This window comes from Streptomyces sp. NPDC005774 (assembly GCF_042871645.1).
Lineage (GTDB): Bacteria > Actinomycetota > Actinomycetes > Streptomycetales > Streptomycetaceae > Streptomyces > Streptomyces pratens.
Window position 1 is genome coordinate 62199 of record NZ_JBIAIV010000018.1, and the last position, 17403, is coordinate 79601.

12 protein-coding genes are annotated in these 17403 nt (G+C 68.3%); 8 read left to right on the plus strand and 4 right to left on the minus strand.

Annotation, left to right across the window (positions count from 1 at the left end):
• Positions 1 to 183 precede the first annotated feature (183 nt).
• Positions 184 to 1566, plus strand: a complete 1383-nt coding sequence (locus ACFYQA_RS18555) for a glycine--tRNA ligase (protein WP_388918587.1) — start codon at positions 184 to 186, stop codon at positions 1564 to 1566.
• A 67-nt stretch (positions 1567 to 1633) separates the two neighbouring features.
• Here the strand turns inward: ACFYQA_RS18555 and ACFYQA_RS18560 are convergent, their stop codons facing one another.
• Both ACFYQA_RS18560 and ACFYQA_RS18565 read right to left on the minus strand, forming a co-directional pair.
• Entirely contained in the window at positions 1634 to 1840 is a 207-nt protein-coding gene (locus tag ACFYQA_RS18560) for a hypothetical protein (RefSeq protein ID WP_381371361.1), read from the minus strand.
• A 278-nt stretch (positions 1841 to 2118) separates the two neighbouring features.
• On the minus strand, positions 2119 to 3564 hold the full coding sequence (locus ACFYQA_RS18565; protein WP_388918590.1) for an MFS transporter: 1446 nt from the start codon (positions 3562 to 3564) through the stop codon (positions 2119 to 2121).
• Between the two features lie 110 nt (positions 3565 to 3674).
• On the opposite strand from ACFYQA_RS18565, the gene dusB reads away from it, so the two are divergent.
• Complete coding sequence (gene dusB / locus ACFYQA_RS18570) at positions 3675 to 4889, plus strand: tRNA dihydrouridine synthase DusB (protein WP_388918593.1); 1215 nt, start codon at positions 3675 to 3677, stop codon at positions 4887 to 4889.
• A gap of 62 nt (positions 4890 to 4951) precedes the next feature.
• Here dusB and ACFYQA_RS18575 read toward each other — a convergent pair whose 3' ends face one another.
• Positions 4952 to 6823: a CDP-alcohol phosphatidyltransferase gene (locus ACFYQA_RS18575; RefSeq protein WP_388918596.1), complete on the minus strand. Its 1872-nt coding sequence runs from the start codon at positions 6821 to 6823 to the stop codon at positions 4952 to 4954.
• A gap of 597 nt (positions 6824 to 7420) precedes the next feature.
• Here ACFYQA_RS18575 and ppdK point away from each other — a divergent pair.
• Complete coding sequence (gene ppdK, locus ACFYQA_RS18580) at positions 7421 to 10183, plus strand: pyruvate, phosphate dikinase (RefSeq protein ID WP_388918599.1); 2763 nt, start codon at positions 7421 to 7423, stop codon at positions 10181 to 10183.
• Between the two features lie 428 nt (positions 10184 to 10611).
• Here the strand turns inward: ppdK and ACFYQA_RS18585 are convergent, their stop codons facing one another.
• Positions 10612 to 11640 (minus strand): LacI family DNA-binding transcriptional regulator, encoded by a 1029-nt coding sequence (locus tag ACFYQA_RS18585; RefSeq protein ID WP_388918602.1) that lies wholly within the window; start codon positions 11638 to 11640, stop codon positions 10612 to 10614.
• 410 nt (positions 11641 to 12050) lie between these two features.
• Here ACFYQA_RS18585 and ACFYQA_RS18590 point away from each other — a divergent pair, with 410 nt between their 5' ends.
• The 5 genes from ACFYQA_RS18590 to ACFYQA_RS18610 all read left to right on the plus strand — a co-directional run bounded on the left by ACFYQA_RS18590 (position 12051) and on the right by ACFYQA_RS18610 (position 17315).
• Positions 12051 to 13277: an ABC transporter substrate-binding protein gene (locus tag ACFYQA_RS18590; RefSeq protein WP_388918605.1), complete on the plus strand. Its 1227-nt coding sequence runs from the start codon at positions 12051 to 12053 to the stop codon at positions 13275 to 13277.
• Positions 13274 to 14260, plus strand: coding sequence for a carbohydrate ABC transporter permease (locus ACFYQA_RS18595; RefSeq protein ID WP_388918608.1), 987 nt, complete (start codon positions 13274 to 13276; stop codon positions 14258 to 14260). Before ACFYQA_RS18590 ends, ACFYQA_RS18595 begins: the two co-directional genes overlap by 4 nt.
• A complete protein-coding gene (locus ACFYQA_RS18600; RefSeq protein WP_388918611.1) occupies positions 14260 to 15084 on the plus strand; it encodes a carbohydrate ABC transporter permease in 825 nt (274 codons plus the stop codon). The genes ACFYQA_RS18595 and ACFYQA_RS18600 overlap by 1 nt, the downstream gene beginning before the upstream one ends.
• A 72-nt stretch (positions 15085 to 15156) precedes the next feature.
• On the plus strand, positions 15157 to 16137 hold the full coding sequence (locus ACFYQA_RS18605; RefSeq protein WP_388918614.1) for a glycosyl hydrolase family 32: 981 nt from the start codon (positions 15157 to 15159) through the stop codon (positions 16135 to 16137).
• Positions 16134 to 17315 carry a serine hydrolase domain-containing protein gene (locus ACFYQA_RS18610; RefSeq protein WP_388918617.1) on the plus strand — a complete coding sequence of 394 codons (1182 nt, stop codon included), beginning with the start codon at positions 16134 to 16136 and terminating at the stop codon, positions 17313 to 17315. The genes ACFYQA_RS18605 and ACFYQA_RS18610 overlap by 4 nt, the downstream gene beginning before the upstream one ends.
• Positions 17316 to 17403 lie beyond the last annotated feature (88 nt).

Below are 17403 nucleotides of genomic sequence, written 5' to 3' on the forward strand. Positions count from 1 at the left end.
ACTCCCATTTTCAACTAATATGGAAACCGTTGTCAACAAGGCGGGTGAGAGGCCTGTGCCAGGGGACCCCGGGCCCCTGACGTGGGCCCCGAATTGGTCGGGGAGCAGGGCCCGCCGGTAGCCTGAGGGCTTCGCTGGAAGCAATCTCGCTTCGTCGCCCGTCGTCGTAATGAAGAGAGCACCGTGGCCGCCGACAAGATCGACACCATCGTCAGCCTGAGCAAGCGCCGAGGCTTCGTATTCCCCTGCAGTGAGATCTACGGCGGCCAGCGTGCCGCCTGGGACTACGGGCCCTTGGGTGTCGAGCTCAAGGAGAACCTCAAGCGCCAGTGGTGGCGCTACATGGTGACGTCGCGTGAGGACGTCGTGGGTATCGACTCGTCGGTGATCCTGGCCCCCGAGGTGTGGGTCGCCTCCGGTCACGTCGCCACCTTCTCGGACCCGCTCACCGAATGCACCGCCTGTCACAAGCGGTTCCGCGCGGACCACTTGGAAGAGGCGTACGAGGAGAAGAAGGGCCGCGCCCCGGAGAACGGCCTCGCCGACATCAACTGCCCCAACTGCGGCAACAAGGGCCAGTTCACCGAGCCCAAGCAGTTCTCGGGTCTGCTCTCCACCCACCTCGGCCCGACGCAGGACTCCGGCTCCGTCGCCTACCTGCGCCCCGAGACCGCCCAGGGCATCTTCACCAACTTCGGCCAGGTGCAGACCACCTCGCGCCGCAAGCCGCCGTTCGGCATCGCCCAGATCGGCAAGTCCTTCCGCAACGAGATCACGCCCGGCAACTTCATCTTCCGCACCCGCGAGTTCGAGCAGATGGAGATGGAGTTCTTCGTCAAGCCGGGCGAGGACGAGCAGTGGCAGGAATACTGGATGGAGCAGCGCTGGAACTGGTACACCGGCCTCGGCATGCGCGAGGAGAACATGCGGTGGTACGACCACCCGAAGGAGAAGCTCTCCCACTACTCCAAGCGCACCGCCGACATCGAGTACCGCTTCCAGTTCGGCGGCAGTGAGTGGGGCGAGCTCGAGGGCGTCGCCAACCGCACCGACTACGACCTCGGCGCCCACTCCAAGGCCTCCGGCCAGGACCTCTCCTACTTCGACCAGGAGGCCGGCGAGCGCTGGACTCCGTACGTCATCGAGCCGGCGGCCGGTCTCGGCCGGGCGATGCTCGCCTTCCTGATCGACGCCTACGTCGAGGACGAGGCGCCCAACGCCAAGGGCAAGCTGGAGAAGCGCACGGTGCTGCGCCTCGACCCGCGCCTGGCCCCGGTGAAGGTCGCGGTGCTCCCGCTCTCCCGCAACCCGGAGCTGTCGCCGAAGGCCAAGGGCCTCGCCCAGGCGCTGCGGCAGAACTGGAACATCGAGTTCGACGACGCCGGCGCCATCGGCCGCCGCTACCGCCGCCAGGACGAGATCGGCACGCCGTTCTGCGTCACGGTCGACTTCGACACGCTCGAGGACAACGCGGTGACCGTGCGCGAGCGCGACACCATGAAGCAGGAGCGGGTCTCCCTCGACCAGATCGAGGGCTACCTGGCGAGCCGACTGGTCGGCTGCTGACGCCGTAGCGCCGCCGACTCCGTCGAGCCCGCCCCGGACGGCGCTTCCCGCGCCGTCCGGGGCGGGCTCATCTCTCCGTGGGATCCACCGTCGCCTGGTGGGCCTCCACCAGATGTTCCTGAGCCTTCAGCCAGGGCAGGAACTGGGCGCGTTGGCGCCAGTCACAGGTCTCGCAGCTGATCGTGCGCTGCACACCGGTGCGCCGGACCCGTACGACGTGTTCCCGGCCGTGCTGGTCCCAGCGGCTGACTTTGCTCGTGTCGATCTGGGGCATGAGGCCTCCGGTATGTGCGGTCGTCGTCGCCGTACCTGTTGCCACCGATCGGGACGACGATCGGGGACGACGATCGGGGACGACAAGGAGTCTGCGGCAAGAACAACATCAACGGGGGCTCTCCGTGGGCGAATTCGGTGGAGAACCGGCCCACGCCCGCACGGGAGAGCGCGCCCGGTGACGCGCGAGCGCGCACGCCTTCGCACGGGGGCCGCGTGCCGCATCGGGGTCAGCGCCTTCGCGGGCAGCGGCGTACGCCTTCACACGGGGCCGTGTGCTCAGACGTCCGCGCCGGCCGCCTCGCGGATCTCCGCCGACTCCAGCCGCTCGGCCGTTTGCCGCGCGGTCGCGCGGGCCCAGCGGCCCGAGGTCGCCGCGCCCACCACCAGCACCGCGAGGCCGCACGCGGTGAGGATCCACCAGCCGGGCCGGGAAGCCTCCACGAAGCCGTCCGCGAACGACGAGGAGCCCACCCCGGCCGCCAGCACCGCGCCGATGACCGCGACGCCGAGCGCCTGGCCCAGCTGCCGGCTGGTGGAGGCCACTGCCGAGGCCACCCCGGCCTGGGCGCGGGGCATGCCGGAGACGGCGGTGTTGGTGATGGGCGCGTTGACGAAGCCGAAGCCGACACCGAACAGGACGTACCCGGCGACCAGCGTGGCGTTGGACGTCTCGGCCTCGAAGAGGGCGAACAGGAGCCCGGCCGCCGTCATCGCGCCACCCGCGATCAGCAGCGGCAGCCGGGGTCCCCGGTTGCCGACCAGCCGGCCGGAGAGCGGGGCGCACAGGAACGTCGGCAGGGCCATGGGGAGCATCCACAGCCCCGCCTCCAGAGCGCTCAGGCCCCGTACGTTCTGCAGATAGAGCGTCGACAGGAACAGGAACCCGCCGAGCGAGGCGAACGCGCTCACCGCGATCACGGTGGCCCCGCTGAACGGTGCCGAGCGGAAGAAGCGCAGGTCGATGAGGGGTTCGTGGCGCCGGGACTCGTAGCGGAGCAGGGCGATCAGGGACGCGAGCGCGAGGGCGCCGAAGGGGGCCGTGGTGGAGAGCGACGCGTGCGGCGCCTCGATGATCGCGTACGTCAGTGAGCCGAACAGGGTGATGACCAGCAGCTGGCCGACCGGGTCGGTGCGGCGGGCCTTCGGCGCCCGGGACTCCGGGACGAAGCGCAGGGTGAGGACGAGGGCGGCGAGACCCACCGGCAGGTTGATCCAGAAGATGGAGCGCCAGCCGACGGAGTCCACCAGCAGGCCCCCGACCAGGGGCCCCGCCGCCATCGACAGGCCGACGACCGCGCCCCACGCGCCGATCGCGCGGGCGCGCTCGCGCGGGTCGGTGAAGGTGTTGGTGATGATCGACATGGCGACCGGGTTGAGCATCGAACCGCCCACCGCCTGCACCATGCGGAAGGCGACCAGCGCGTCCAGGTTCGGCGCGAGCGAGCACAGCAGCGAGCCGAGGGTGAAGACGACCAGGCCCGCGGTGAAGACCCGTCTGCGGCCGATCCGGTCGGCCGTGGAGCCGGCGAGCATCAGCAGCGACGCCAGGACGAGGGTGTACGCGTCGATGGTCCACTGCAGACCCGAGGTGCTCGCGTCCAGGTCCTTCTGGAGCGACGGCAGGGCGACGTTCAGGACCGTGTTGTCCAGACTCACGAGGAGCAGGCTCATACAGCAGATCGCGAGCACGAGGAGACGTCGGCGCGGGCTGAGCTCGGGCATGCACGCCATCGTACGCGTGGTTACGTAGTGTGGCTAACTAATGACCGATACACCTTTGGTGTGCGGGACGGGTACATCCTTGTGGCGTGCGAGACAGGCGCGCCCTTGGCATGCGGGACAATGGAGGAATGTCCACGCCCCCCTCCGCCCCGAACCCGGCCGCGACGTCGGACCCGGCCCCCGCCCCGGCCCTGGCCCCGTCGGACCTGACGATCGGCCCGTACACGGTCCGGCCGCCCGTCGTGCTGGCCCCCATGGCCGGGATCACCAACGCGCCCTTCCGCACGCTCTGCAGAGAGTTCAGCGGTGGCAAGGGGCTGTTCGTCAGCGAGATGATCACCACCCGGGCGCTGGTCGAACGCAACGAGAAGACCATGCAGCTGATCACGTTCGACGCGAGCGAGACACCGCGCTCGATCCAGCTGTACGGCGTCGACCCGATGACCGTCGGCAAGGCCGTCCGCATGATCGTCGAGGAGGACCTCGCCGACCACATCGACCTCAACTTCGGCTGCCCGGTACCGAAGGTGACCCGCAAGGGCGGCGGCTCGGCCCTGCCCTACAAGCGGAACCTGCTGCGCTCCATCCTGCGCGAGGCGGTCGCCGGCGCCGGGGACCTGCCGGTCACGATCAAGATGCGCAAGGGCATCGACGACGACCACCTGACCTACCTGGACGCCGGCCGCATCGCCGTCGAGGAGGGCGTGAGCGCCGTCGCCCTGCACGGCCGCACCACCGCCCAGCACTACGGCGGCACTGCCGACTGGGACGCCATCGCCCGGCTCAAGGAGCACGTGCCGGAGATCCCCGTGCTCGGCAACGGCGACATCTGGTCCGCCGACGACGCGCTGCGAATGGTGCGCGAGACCGGCTGCGACGGGGTCGTGGTGGGGCGCGGCTGCCTGGGACGGCCGTGGCTGTTCGCCGACCTGGTCGCCTCCTTCGAGGGCCGGGACGACTTCCGCCGGCCCGCGTTGCGCGAGGTCGCCGACGTCATGGTCCGGCACGCCACCCTGCTCGGCGAGTGGATCGGCGACGAGGCCCGCGGAGTGATCGACTTCCGCAAGCACGTCGCCTGGTACCTGAAGGGCTTCGCGGTCGGCTCCGAGATGCGCAGGCGGCTCGCGATCACCTCCTCCCTCGAGGCCCTGCGGGCCGGGCTGGACGAGCTGGACCTGGACCAGCCCTGGCCGGACGGCGCGGACGGCCCCCGCGGCCGCACGTCCGGCAACAACCGGGTGGCGCTGCCGGACGGCTGGCTGAAGGACCCGTACGCGTGCGCGGACGTCGGCGCGGACGCCGAACTCGACACGTCCGGCGGCTGAGCCGGTCCGGTCCGGTCCGGTCCGGTCGAAGGGCAGGAGCAGGGGCGCGGGGTGGCGCCGGTTCAGCCTCCGGCGGGGTGCGGGACGGATCCGTAGGCCTTCAGGAAGCGGTTCCGGAAGGCGTCCATGCGCCACACGGGCGCTTCCTCGTCCGGCCTGAGCCCCTCCGTCCAGTTCCAGTCGGCGACCTTGTCCAGCACCTTCGGGTCCTTGGCGACGATCGTCACCGGCACGTCCCGGCTCGCCCGCAGACCGCTGACCCGGGCGATGGGCTGGTGGTCGCCGAGGAAGACGAGGACGGTGTCGTCGGTGCCGTAGCGCTCCAGCCACTGGGTGAGGGCGGTCACCGAGTACTCGACCGACCTGCCGTACTCCTGACGGGACTTGGTGGCGTCCGTCATGAGGGTGCCGGGTTCCTTGCCCGCCCTCTGGATGGGGCCGAAGACGGAACCGTCGCCGAGTTCGTCCCAGCCGACCATCTCGGGAAGGGGCGCCCAGGGCTGGTGGCTGGAGGTCAGGATGATCTCCGCCATCAGGTTCCTGCCCCCGTCGCGCTTCTTGCCGTGCTCCAAGCGCTGGAAGGCCTCGAGCGCGTACTGGTCGGGCATCGTCGACCAGCTGAACTTCGGTCCCCGGTAGCCCAGCTGGAAGGCGTCGTAGACCTTGTCGAGGCCGAACCACTTCGCCTCGGGCCAGCCCTTCTGGACACCGGGAACGACTCCGACGGTGTCCCAGGCCCCGGACTTCCCGAACGCCTTGGTGAGCGTGAGGCGGTCGCTCGCGGTGGCGGTGCGGTAGCGCTGCTGGTTGTCGATCCACAGTCCGGACAGCGCCGTCGAGTGGCCGAGCCAGCTGCTGCCGCCGAACGTCGACGACGTCAGCCAGCCGCTGCGCGCCTCGAACCCCGCCTTCGCGAGTGACTCGGTGCCGGCGTCCAGGGTGCCGGTGACACCGGGGGCGATCACCGGGTCCTCCAGGGCGGTCCGGCCGTAGCTCTCGATGAACGTGATGAGGACGTCCTTGCCGCGCAGGTCGGGCAGGAGGCGGCCGGACGGAGTGCCCGCGAACGGGTCCGTGCGCGCCACCTTCTCGAACGCCGCCTCGTCGCGCAGCGTGTCCCGCACGCGCTTGCTCTGCACCTTCAGCGCGGCCGCCGCCCGGTCGGAGGCGACCGGCACACCGGATATCTGCAGGCCGAGGGAGGTACAGGTGATCCACACGGTGCCCGCGATCAGCGCGCCCCGGCCGGTCCGCGTACGGTGCCGGGCCAGCAGGTTGCCCAGCCGGACCGCGGCGAGTGCCATGACGACCACCAGGAGCAGGGCGAGGACGACCGCGCCGACGGCGGCGGCGGTGGCGGCGGCGCCGCCCATCGAGTCCTCGACGTAGTGCTGCGCGTCGTCGAGCAGCCCCCAGTCGAGCACCACGTTGAAGCCCCGGCCCAGATACTCGTTGAAACCGATGTCCAGCACGTTCAGCACGGTCAGTACGGCGATGCCGGCCCCGTACAGCGCGGCCGCGACGATCCGCGGGCGGCGCGGCAGGGCGAGCAGCAGCACCGCGCCGATGATCGCCTCGGCCGGAATCCGGGTGAACTGGCGGGGGCGCAGGGCGCCGGCGGTGTTCGGCAGCAGGAGCGCGCCGACGATCAGCGCGGCGGCGAGACCGTGCAGCGTCCAGCGGGCGGCACGCGCGGCGCGGGGGTGCTCCTCGCGCAGGCGGGCGCAGCGGGTGCGGAGGGTGTGGAGGGCGAGCTTCTTCGAGGTCTCTTCCTTTTCCCCACGCCGTTCTTCCGTCTCTTCTTCCTGGGGCGGGGGCGGATGCCCTTCTCCCCGGGGGTTCCCTTCGGCTGTCCCGACCGGTTCGGCCGTCTCGGTCGTGCGGGCCGGTTCGGTCGTGCGGGTCGGTCGGCGCAGGCGTGTGAAGACGGGCACCCGGAGGTCCTTCCGTGCAAAACCTGGTGAGGTGGCGGACCCGGCGTGGGGGTCCGGATCCGCCGTAGTTCCGTACGGGCGCGCCGACCGGCGCGTTCAGCACGGTGGAGGTACGTTCGGAAAACAGGGGGCAAAGGCCGGGCATGCCGTCCGTGGAGCGCCGGTGATGTGCCTGCACAACCGCCCGCGCGGCCGCCGGGGTAGTCGTATGGAGCACGTCCGCATGGTGAAATCCCGGCGACTGTGGCAGCGTGATTCTCACCACCCCTGATAAGGGTTGCGCTCAGATGAGCGAATTGCGGGCGGCTGCACTTCTCAAAGGATGGCACTCGGTGCCACCCCTTGATCGTTCATCGAGCGAAATCAAACGTGCCGATCAGCGCTCATTCGAGCGGCCGGATGGCTCAATCCGGGGCTGGTGCGTTCAAGAAGTGAACACATGCGGTTGCGGCGGCTTGCCAATCCTTGACTTTCGATCCCGTGGCGGCGGAGTGGTCGCAGACGCATGACGCACGTGCGGGCGTACCCAGACGCCCTTGATCTGGGTATGTTCCTGCTCGTCAGGGCAGCCACCGCGTCCTCGAGGAGTCGAGACCCGTGTCGGAAAACAAAGATCCCCACGTAGACCAGCAGGGTCACCGCGTTGAGGACGTGAAGTTCGTCTACGACTTCACCGAGGGCAACAAGGACCTCAAGGACCTTCTCGGCGGAAAAGGTGCGAACCTCGCCGAGATGACCAATCTGGGCCTCCCCGTCCCTCCCGGCTTCACCATCACCACGGAGGCCTGCAAGGTCTACCTGGAGAGCGGCACGGAGCCGGCGGCACTGCGTGACGAGGTGAGTGCGCACCTCGACGCCCTCGAAGCGGCGATGGGCAAGAAGCTGGGCCAGAGCGACGACCCTCTCCTCGTGTCGGTCCGCTCCGGAGCCAAGTTCTCCATGCCGGGCATGATGGACACCGTCCTGAACATCGGCCTCTCCGACAAGTCCGTGCAGGGACTGGCCAAGCAGGCCGGCGACGACCGCTTCGCCTGGGACTCCTACCGGCGCCTCATCCAGATGTTCGGCAAGACCGTCCTCGGCGTCGACGGCGAACTGTTCGAGGACGCGCTGGACGCGGCGAAGGCCGCCAAGAAGGTCACGGTCGACACCGAGCTGGAGGCCGCCGACCTCAAGAAGCTCGTCACCAAGTTCAAGAAGATCGTCAAGACCGAGGCCGGCCGGGACTTCCCGCAGGACCCGCGCGAGCAGATGGACCTCGCCATCCACGCCGTCTTCGACTCCTGGAACACCGACCGGGCCAAGCTCTACCGCCGCCAGGAGCGCATCCCGCACGACCTGGGCACGGCCGTCAACGTCTGCTCCATGGTCTTCGGCAACCTCGGCCCGACCGAGACATCCAGGGGCGGCGGCACGGGAGTCGCCTTCACCCGCGACCCCGCCTCCGGACACCAGGGCGTCTACGGCGACTACCTGGAGAACGCCCAGGGCGAGGACGTGGTCGCGGGCATCCGCAACACCGTGCCGCTCGCCGAGCTGGAGCAGATCGACAAGAAGTCGTACGACCAGCTGATGCAGATCATGGAGACGCTGGAGAACCACTACAGGGATCTCTGCGACATCGAGTTCACCATCGAGCGCGGCCAGCTGTGGATGCTCCAGACCCGCGTCGGCAAGCGCACCGCGGGCGCCGCCTTCCGCATCGCCACCCAGCTCGTCGACCAGGGGCTGATCGACGAGGCCGAGGCGCTCACCCGCGTCACCGGCGCCCAGCTCGCCCAGCTGATGTTCCCCCGCTTCGACGAGGACACGAAGGTCGCGAAGGTCGGGCGCGGCATCGCGGCCTCCCCGGGCGCGGCCGTCGGCAAGGCCGTCTTCGACTCGTACACGGCCGTCAAGTGGTCCCGCTCCGGCGAGAAGGTCATCCTGGTCCGCCGCGAGACCAACCCCGACGACCTGGACGGCATGATCGCCGCCGAGGGCATCCTCACCTCCCGCGGCGGCAAGACCTCCCACGCCGCCGTCGTCGCCCGCGGCATGGGCAAGACCTGTGTGTGCGGCGCCGAGGAGCTCGAGGTCGACACCAAGCGCCGCCGGATGACCGTCCCCGGCGGACACGTCGTCGAGGAAGGCGACCTGATCTCCATCGACGGCTCCACCGGCAAGGTCTACCTCGGCGAGGTCCCGGTCGTGCCGTCCCCGGTCGTGGAGTACTTCGAGGGCCGGATGCACCCGGGCGCCGACGACGCCGACGAACTGGTCGAGGCCGTCCACCGGATGATGGCCTTCGCCGACCGCAAGCGCCGGCTGCGTGTGCGCGCCAACGCCGACAACGCCGAGGACGCGCTGCGTGCCCGCCGCTTCGGCGCCCAGGGCATCGGCCTGTGCCGCACCGAGCACATGTTCCTGGGGGACCGGCGCGAGCTGGTGGAGCGGCTGATCCTGGCCGACACCCAGGACGAGCGCGAGGAGTCCCTCAAGGCGCTGCTGCCGCTCCAGCGGAAGGACTTCGTCGAGCTGTTCGAGGGGATGGACGGCCTCCCGGTCACCGTCCGGCTCCTCGACCCGCCGCTGCACGAGTTCCTGCCCGACATCACCGAACTGTCGGTCCGCGTGGCCCTCGCCGAGTCCCGCCAGGAGCCGCACGAGAACGAACTGCGCCTCCTGCAGGCCGTGCACCGGCTGCACGAGCAGAACCCGATGCTGGGCCTGCGCGGCGTCCGGCTCGGCCTGGTCATCCCCGGCCTGTTCACCATGCAGGTACGGGCCATCGCCGAGGCGGCGGCCGAGCGCCGGGCGGCCAAGGGCGACCCGCGCGCCGAGATCATGATCCCGCTGGTCGGCACGGTCCAGGAGCTGGAGATCGTCCGCGAGGAGGCCGACCAGGTCATCGCGGAGGTCGAGGAGGCCACCGGCACGAAGCTGAAGCTCGCCATCGGCACGATGATCGAGCTGCCGCGGGCCGCGCTGACCGCCGGCCAGATCGCCGAGGCGGCCGAATTCTTCTCCTTCGGCACGAACGACCTCACCCAGACGGTGTGGGGCTTCAGCCGGGACGACGTGGAGGCCAGCTTCTTCACCGCGTACCTGGAGAAGGGCATCTTCGGCGTCTCCCCGTTCGAGACCATCGACCGGGACGGTGTCGGCTCCCTCGTGAAGCTCGCCGCCGAGGCCGGCCGTGCCACCCGCCCCGGCCTCAAGCTCGGCGTCTGCGGCGAGCACGGTGGCGACCCGGAGTCCGTCCACTTCTTCCACGAGGTGGGCCTGGACTACGTCTCCTGCTCCCCGTTCCGCATCCCGGTCGCCCGCCTGGAGGCGGGCCGCGCGGCGGTCACCTCGAAGGGCAGCGACCACCGCTGAGCCCTGGGCCCCGAGCCCTGCGTCCCTGACCTTCGGGGCACATGAACCCCGGAGCCGTTGCCTGTCACCCGACCACCCTCACCGATCGGCAACGGCTCCGGATCACAAAGAGAACGGCGGTACCCGTGCGGGGGTGCCGCCGTTTCCCATGCCGCCCGCACAGTGTCGCGAGGAAACCCTTGCAAGGATTTCTTTGCGGCACTGTCTTTGCGGACATGGACGAGCCCCAGGGCCCGCAGGGCTGTGACCGGGACCCGGCCGCGCGGGAGCGGATGGATGCAGAGTCCGACCGCCGCCTGGAGGTCTACGACAATATCTTCGACCGGTTCGGCGCCGAGCGGGTCGCGGTGACCGGCATGCCGGAGGCCCACCGCGCCCGCCACTGCTTCGGGGACATTCGCTGGAGCCAGTTGGCGGGCCGCCCGGGGTCAGCCGGCGGGAGGGCGTATCGAGCCTCGCTCGATGACCGGCATGGGGATCAGATGATGGTCGGGATGCCGGTTGTGGTCGAGGAGGAGTTCGATGGAGGCGCGGCCCATGGCTTCGTGGGGCAGAGCGACAGTTGTCAGGCCGGGCCTGAGGTAAGAGGCGAGTTCGTCGTTGTCGAAGGACACGACCGAGATGTCGTGGGGGACGGAGAGGCCGCAATCAGCGAGCGCCTGGTACGCGCCGAATGCAAGGCGGTCGTTCATGCAGAGCAGAGCACGGATGTCGCTGTGGTCTTTCAGGAGAGCGCGGGTCACGTCGTAGCCGTGGTGGGGTTCCCAGTCCCAACATGATTCCTCGGCGGCGAACCGCAGTCCGCGCTCGGCCATCTCCGCGTGAATCCCGGCGATGCGTTGCCCGACGGTCGCCGAGCGAAAGAGGTTCTTCTCGACCTCTTGGTTATGGCCGATGAGAGCGATGCCGTTCCGGTGGCCGGCGTCAGCCAGGAGTCCGACCGCCGCTCTGCCGCCGCTCAGTTCGTCGGGAAGAACCGACACGGGATGTTTCTTGTTGCTGGCGTTGAGCATGACCACGTTGGTCGTTTGCGGGAGGTCGGGGACGAAGAGTTCCCGGGCTCGCATCACGCCGAAGATGATGCCGTCGACCTGGCGGTCGAGGACGGCCGCGATCGCTTCGGACTCGCGTGCCGGGTCGCCCCCGGTCTCCAGCACTAGGAGGACGTGGCCGGCTTTCCGTGCGGCGTCCAGTGCTCCTTTGATCAGACCGCTGGCGAAGCGGGTGGTGGCGACCACATCGGAAATGAATCCGATGGTGAGGGTTTTGCGGGTCCGCAGACCGCGGGCGGCCACGTTCGGCCGGTAGCCCAGTTCTGCGGCGGCGTCGTTGACCCGGGCATGCGCTTCTGCGGACAAGCGGGTGTCGGTCCTGCCGTTCAGGATCATCGAAGCGGCGGCCGTGGACAGCCCCGCGCGCCGTGCGACATCGGCCAGCGTGACGCGCTTGTCCGGCATGGCATCTCTCCTCCGCGGTCGGCGTGGGCATTGGTCTCAAGCCCATCACGCCGCCCAACCCGTTGCGAACATTTCCTTGACAGCACCCATCCTCAGGCTGACTATGGCCTTGCTAAAAGGGTTTAGCAAGCGGTTTGGCTCGTTTCGGGTACGGACACCTCGACGCGCCGCGTGGCCGCCGGGCTGCAGGAGGTACCTCCCTGCGTCATGCCTGACCCCCTTCCACGGACCCGCGCACGGACAACGGAGCCTTGTAGATGTCGAACGAGCGAGAGCGTTCCCGTCATGGACGCAGCACCGCATCACGCACGGCGTGGGCGGCCCTCACGGCCACCGTCACTTCCGGTGCGCTCGCCCTGACCGGGTGCGCGCCGGGGTCACCCGCCGCGAACCCGACCGAGTCCGGCGATGTGAGCCTGAAGCTCACCTCCGACAAGATCACGATCAAGATCCAGGACGAGACGGGCTTTCCGGTCTCTGACGACCTGGCTGAGGAGTTCACCAAGCAGCACCCGAACGTCACCTTCAAGGTCGTTCGTGACAGCTTCGCGAACCTCACCGCGAATGCGCCGCGTCTGATGGCCAGCACCAACGCACCGGACCTCATCCGTCTGCCGACGATGGGGGATACGGTCAAGGACGGGCTGCTGACGAACCTCGATCCGTACTTCAAGGGCTACGGGTGGGATAAATTCTCAGCCGGGCAGCTGGCTGCTTCCCGGATGAGCGGCAAGGGCGTGCGGGGCGAGGGGTCGCTCTACCAACTGGGTCTGGGCTACAGCGTCACTGGTATCTACGTGAACCAGAAGTATGCCAAGCGCTTGGGGCTGTCCGGGGCGCCGGAAACGATCGGCGAGCTGGAGGAGTGGATGGCCAAGGCCAAGGCCGCAAAGATCCTTCCGGTGCAGATCGGCATGCAGGACGGTGTAGGCACGTTCGCACTGCAGGCGCTGATCAACCAGTACGGGAACAAGAGTGACCTGGTCGACTGGATGTTCAACAAGTCGGGCGCCACGTTCGACACGGCCGCCAGCCTCAAGGGCGCCACGGTGTTCAAGAAGTGGGCGGACGCCGGGTACTTCCCCGGCGATGTCAACGCGATCAACTACACGACGATGGTCTCCAACTTCCAGGCGGGCGAGGGCCTGCTGATGTTCAACGGGAACTGGGACGCCGCAGGAACCGACAAGGCCATGGGCCAGGGCGCGGCGACCTTCGTTCCGATGCCGCCCGCTGCCTCCGGCGGCACGTACGTTGCGATGGGCGCCGCGAACTCGTTCGCCATCCCGGCCAAGGCGAAGCATGCCGACGCGGCGGCGTTCTTCCTGAACTGGATCCACACCAACGCCAAGGCCCGTCAGATCGTCGTCGATGTCACCGGTGCGTCGCCCGGCGGCGACCCCGCCCAGCAGTTGCCGAAGGCCAAGGCTGGTTCGTTGATCGACCAGGCCCTCAAGGTCTCCGCGGAAGTGGGAGCCGACAACGGGTTCGTGGACTTCATGGCCAACACCACGTCGGGTATCTACGCCGGGGCGTTCCAGCCCTACGAGCAGCGCCTGCTGACCCGCCGCATGGAGCCCAAGGCATTCACCGAGGCGATCCAGCAGTACTACGAGAAGGAACTGGCCGGAGCATGAGCAGCGATGTCCGCAGGCACGGGGCCTCGGAACCGACCACAGCCGCAGCGCGGCGCCCCCGCCAGGGCGCTCGTGCTGCGGGCCTGGGGAACCGTCTTCGTCGGCACACCCGCAAAGCGGCCCGGGGCACCACCCTGGGCTGGCTCTTCATACTGCCTGCTCTTGCCTTCTTCTCCACGTTCGTGATCTATCCGCTGGTCACCGCCGTGCAGTACTCGTTCTACAACTGGAACGGAATCGGCGCCTCCACCTGGGTCGGCTTCGCGAACTACACCCGGGTGTTCACCGACCCGGAGCTGCTGATCTCGATCATCAACGCACTGATCCTCATTGTCTTCTTCACGGTCATCCCGGTCAGCAGCGGACTGGTCCTGGCCACCTTGATCCGTTCGATGAGGCCCGGCGCGTTCGCCACCACCGCGCGGACGATCCTGTTTCTTCCTCAGATCATCCCGCTGGTGGCCGCCGGTATCGCCTGGTCATGGATGTACGCGCAGACCGGCACCATCAACACCATCCTGGACTCCGTGGGCCTGGGGTTCCTTTCGCGGTCATGGCTGGCAGGCTTCGGCACAGCTCTTCCTGCCGTCGGCCTGATCGGTTCGTGGGTGCTGACAGGTCTGTGCACGATCCTGCTGGTCACCGGCATCGGGAAGATCGACGCATCCCTGTACGAGGCAGTGCGGCTGGACGGCGCCGGCTGGATGCGGGAATTCGTGACCGTCACTCTTCCAGGGCTGCGGCAGGAGATCGCCGTGCTGGTCACTATCACGGTCATCGCGGCGCTGAGCAGCTTCGACATCATCTACACCACTACCAAGGGCGGCCCGGGAACGAGCACGTTGGTTCCGGGCATCTCGATCTTCCGGCTCGCCTTCACCCAGAGCGAGGTAGGCCTGGCATCTGCCTTCGGCGTCGTCCTGCTCGCGCTCGTCCTCGTGGTGGTGCTGCCCATCCAGTTGCTGGCAAAGGAAAAGTCCTGATGATCGTCAACAAGGCCGAGGTGATCATCGGACGTGTCGTCCTCGCCGTCGTCCTCGTTCTCACCGTGCTGCCGCTGGTCGGCATGCTCTCCGGCGCACTGCAGCCTGCGGACCGCATTCCCAGCGGGATCTCCTGGCCGAGTGATCCGCAGTGGGGCAACTTCGCCGTCGCCTTCAGGACGGCGCATGTCTGGCAGCTGCTCGGATCCAGCCTCAGCATCGTCCTGGGCGTCGTCCCGATCAGTCTCCTGATGGCGACCCTGGCCGGCTACGCGCTGGGAAACCTGCGCATACCCGGCGGCAAGGTCGTGTTCATCGTGTTCGTGCTCGGCCTGACCATCCCGTTCGAGGCGATCATCATCCCGATCTACTACCAGATCACCGGCATGGGCCTGCTCAACACCCGCTGGGCGATCATCCTCCCGCTGATCGGGCTCTACATGCCGTTCAGCGTCGTGTGGATGCGCGCGCACTTCGTCGGAGTGCCCAGAGAGCTGTCCGAGGCGGCTCGTATCGACGGGGCGAGCATCTTCCAGGAGATCCGCCGTATTCAGCTTCCCCTGGCCGCCCCCGCGCTGTCCTCCCTGGCGATCCTGCTGTTCCTGTGGACGTGGAACCAGTTCCTGCTCCCGCTGGTCCTGGTCGACGATCCGGACCAGCGCACCATGGCCGGGGCACTCGGAGCCTTCCAGGGCCAGTACCTCAATCAGCTCCCCCTGATGTTCGCCGGCGCGCTGATCGTCATGCTGCCCACGATCATCATCTTTGTCATCTTCCAGCGTCAGTTCATCAAGGCGCTGCTCCAAGGCGCCGTCAAGGGCTGATTTTCACACCTCCCCCCACCATCTCACCCGGCCGCCTCTGCCATAAGTACGGCCGACGCACAAGGACGCCCTGTGACATTTCACCTGAACCACGCCTGGGTATGGGACTTCTGGTTCGCCGACGACGGTGACACCTTCCACATGTACTACCTCCATGCCCCCAAGAGCCTCGGCGACCCCGAACTGCGGCACCGCAACGCCCGTATCGGCCATGCGACCTCCACGAATCTGACCGACTGGCAGGACCACGGACCCGTACTCGGTCCCGGTCCTGCGGGCAGCTTCGACGAGACCGCCGTCTGGACCGGCAGTGTGCTCCGCGGGCCTGACGGAGTCTGGCGGATGTTCTACACCGGCGCACGCTTCGCCGGCCTCGGCGGCAACACCCAGGCGATCGGTGTGGCCACCTCCACGGATCTGCACACCTGGACGAGACAGCCCGGTCCCATCACCGAGGCAGACGACCGCTGGTACGAGAAGCTGGGCGATTCCAGCTGGCCCGAAGAGGCGTGGCGCGACCCATGGGTCTTTCCCGACCCGGACGGGCAGGGCTGGCACATGCTGGTCACGGCCCGTGCCAACCACGGCGCTGCCGACGACCGCGGGGTCGTCGCACACGCCACCTCACCGGACCTGTGCACCTGGACGGTTCAGCCCCCGCTCAGCTCCGTGGGCGCGGGCTTCGCCCACCTCGAAGTCCCTCAGCTGGCCACCATCCAGGGAGAAAGAACACTGCTCATGTCCTGCGACACGCCACGGCTGTCCGCAGAGAGACGCGAGGCAGGGCAGAGCGGCGGCATCTGGAGCATCCGGGCACCCTCCGCCCTGGGTCCCTACCCGGTGGAAGACGCCCGTCTCGTCGTCGCCGACGAGTCCCTCTACAGCGGCCGCGTCATCGAGGACCGGGTCGGACGGACAGTGATGCTCGCCTTCGACACCACGGACGCCGACGGCGCGTTCCTGGGCTCGATCTGTGACCCCTTCCCAGTGGGCCGTTCCCCGGAGCACCAGGGCATCGTCCCCCTCAGCCCGAGCGAAGGAACTCCCCGGTGAACGCATCCATCAACGGCCGCACGGCCCCCGGATTCGAACGCGTCGCAGAAGCCTTCGCCACGACATTCACCCGCCATGACGACATGGGAGCGGCACTTTCCGTACGGGTGGCAGGCGAAACGGTCCTCGACCTGTGGGGTGGGACCGCCGACGAACGCGAACGCGCCCCCTGGACGAAAGACACCATCAGCGTCATCTTCTCCTGCACCAAAGGCCTCACCTCCATACTCGCGGCACGTCTCGTGGAGGAAGGCCGTCTCGGCTATGAGACACCTGTCGCTGTGTACTGGCCCGAGTTCGCGGCCGCCGGCAAAGACACGGTCACCGTCAGGGATCTCCTCGCTCACAGATCCGGCCTCTCGGCACCGCGCGACACCCTCACCATCAAGGACTCCATCGACTGGGACGGGATGACCGGGCTCCTCGCGGCGCAGGAACCCCTGTGGCCGGCCGGCGAAGGACACGCCTACCACGCCCTCACCCATGGATGGCTGATCGGCGAGGTCATTCGACGCGTGACCGGCATGACGGTCGGCCAGTACTTCGAAGAGCTCATCACCACGCCCCTGCGTGCCGACGCATGGATCGGCCTCCCCCCGGCTGCCCGGCACCGCGTTGCGCACATGCGCGCGGGACGGACCCTCACCGCCTTCATGGCTCAGCAGGCCGCCGCGCGGCCTTCCGGAGAAACCGACTGGTCAGAGCGGGCCCTGACTCTTGGGAACGCGTTTCCTCCCGAACTCGTCGAGGAAACTGACGGTGGCTTCAACGACCCCCGGGTACAGGCAGCGGAACTTCCGGGAGCGGGCGGTATCGCCTCTGCCCGTGCACTGGCCTCGATCTGGTCATCCACCGTGGTGGCAACCGACGGCGTGCGGCTTCTGCATCCCGACACCGTCGCCGACGCCATCCGACCCCAGACTGAAGGTACTCCCGTCTTCGGGGGACAGGCTCCCTTCCCCCGCTGGGGAATGGGATTCCAACTGCCCTCACTCGCACGGGAATACCTCGGCGCGGCATCCTTCGGCCATGACGGAGCCGGGGGACAGGTCGCTTTCGCCGACTCGACCCACCAAGTCGGATTCGCCTATCTCACCAACATCATGGAAGCAGGTGCGGACGCCCGCGCCACGTGCGTCATCAATGAACTGCGCAGGACGCTTCGCCTGCTCTCATAGTCCTGTCCGCCACCCACCGCTGCGCCCCCTGTACGGCTTCGCGACGCTGCGTGCGACGGTGGCCCGCGGAGGTCTTCCGCAGGCCACC

What these genes read in the sequence shown, in the direction of transcription:
- ACFYQA_RS18560 (WP_381371361.1), bottom strand. Translation starts at nt 1,840, where the DNA reads ATGCCCCAGATCGACACGAGCAAAGTCAGCCGCTGGGACCAGCACGGC.
- ACFYQA_RS18565 (WP_388918590.1), bottom strand. Translation starts at nt 3,564, where the DNA reads ATGCCCGAGCTCAGCCCGCGCCGACGTCTCCTCGTGCTCGCGATCTGC.
- dusB (WP_388918593.1), top strand. Translation starts at nt 3,675, where the DNA reads ATGCGGGACAATGGAGGAATGTCCACGCCCCCCTCCGCCCCGAACCCG.
- ACFYQA_RS18585 (WP_388918602.1), bottom strand. Translation starts at nt 11,640, where the DNA reads ATGCCGGACAAGCGCGTCACGCTGGCCGATGTCGCACGGCGCGCGGGG.
- ACFYQA_RS18595 (WP_388918608.1), top strand. Translation starts at nt 13,274, where the DNA reads ATGAGCAGCGATGTCCGCAGGCACGGGGCCTCGGAACCGACCACAGCC.
- ACFYQA_RS18600 (WP_388918611.1), top strand. Translation starts at nt 14,260, where the DNA reads ATGATCGTCAACAAGGCCGAGGTGATCATCGGACGTGTCGTCCTCGCC.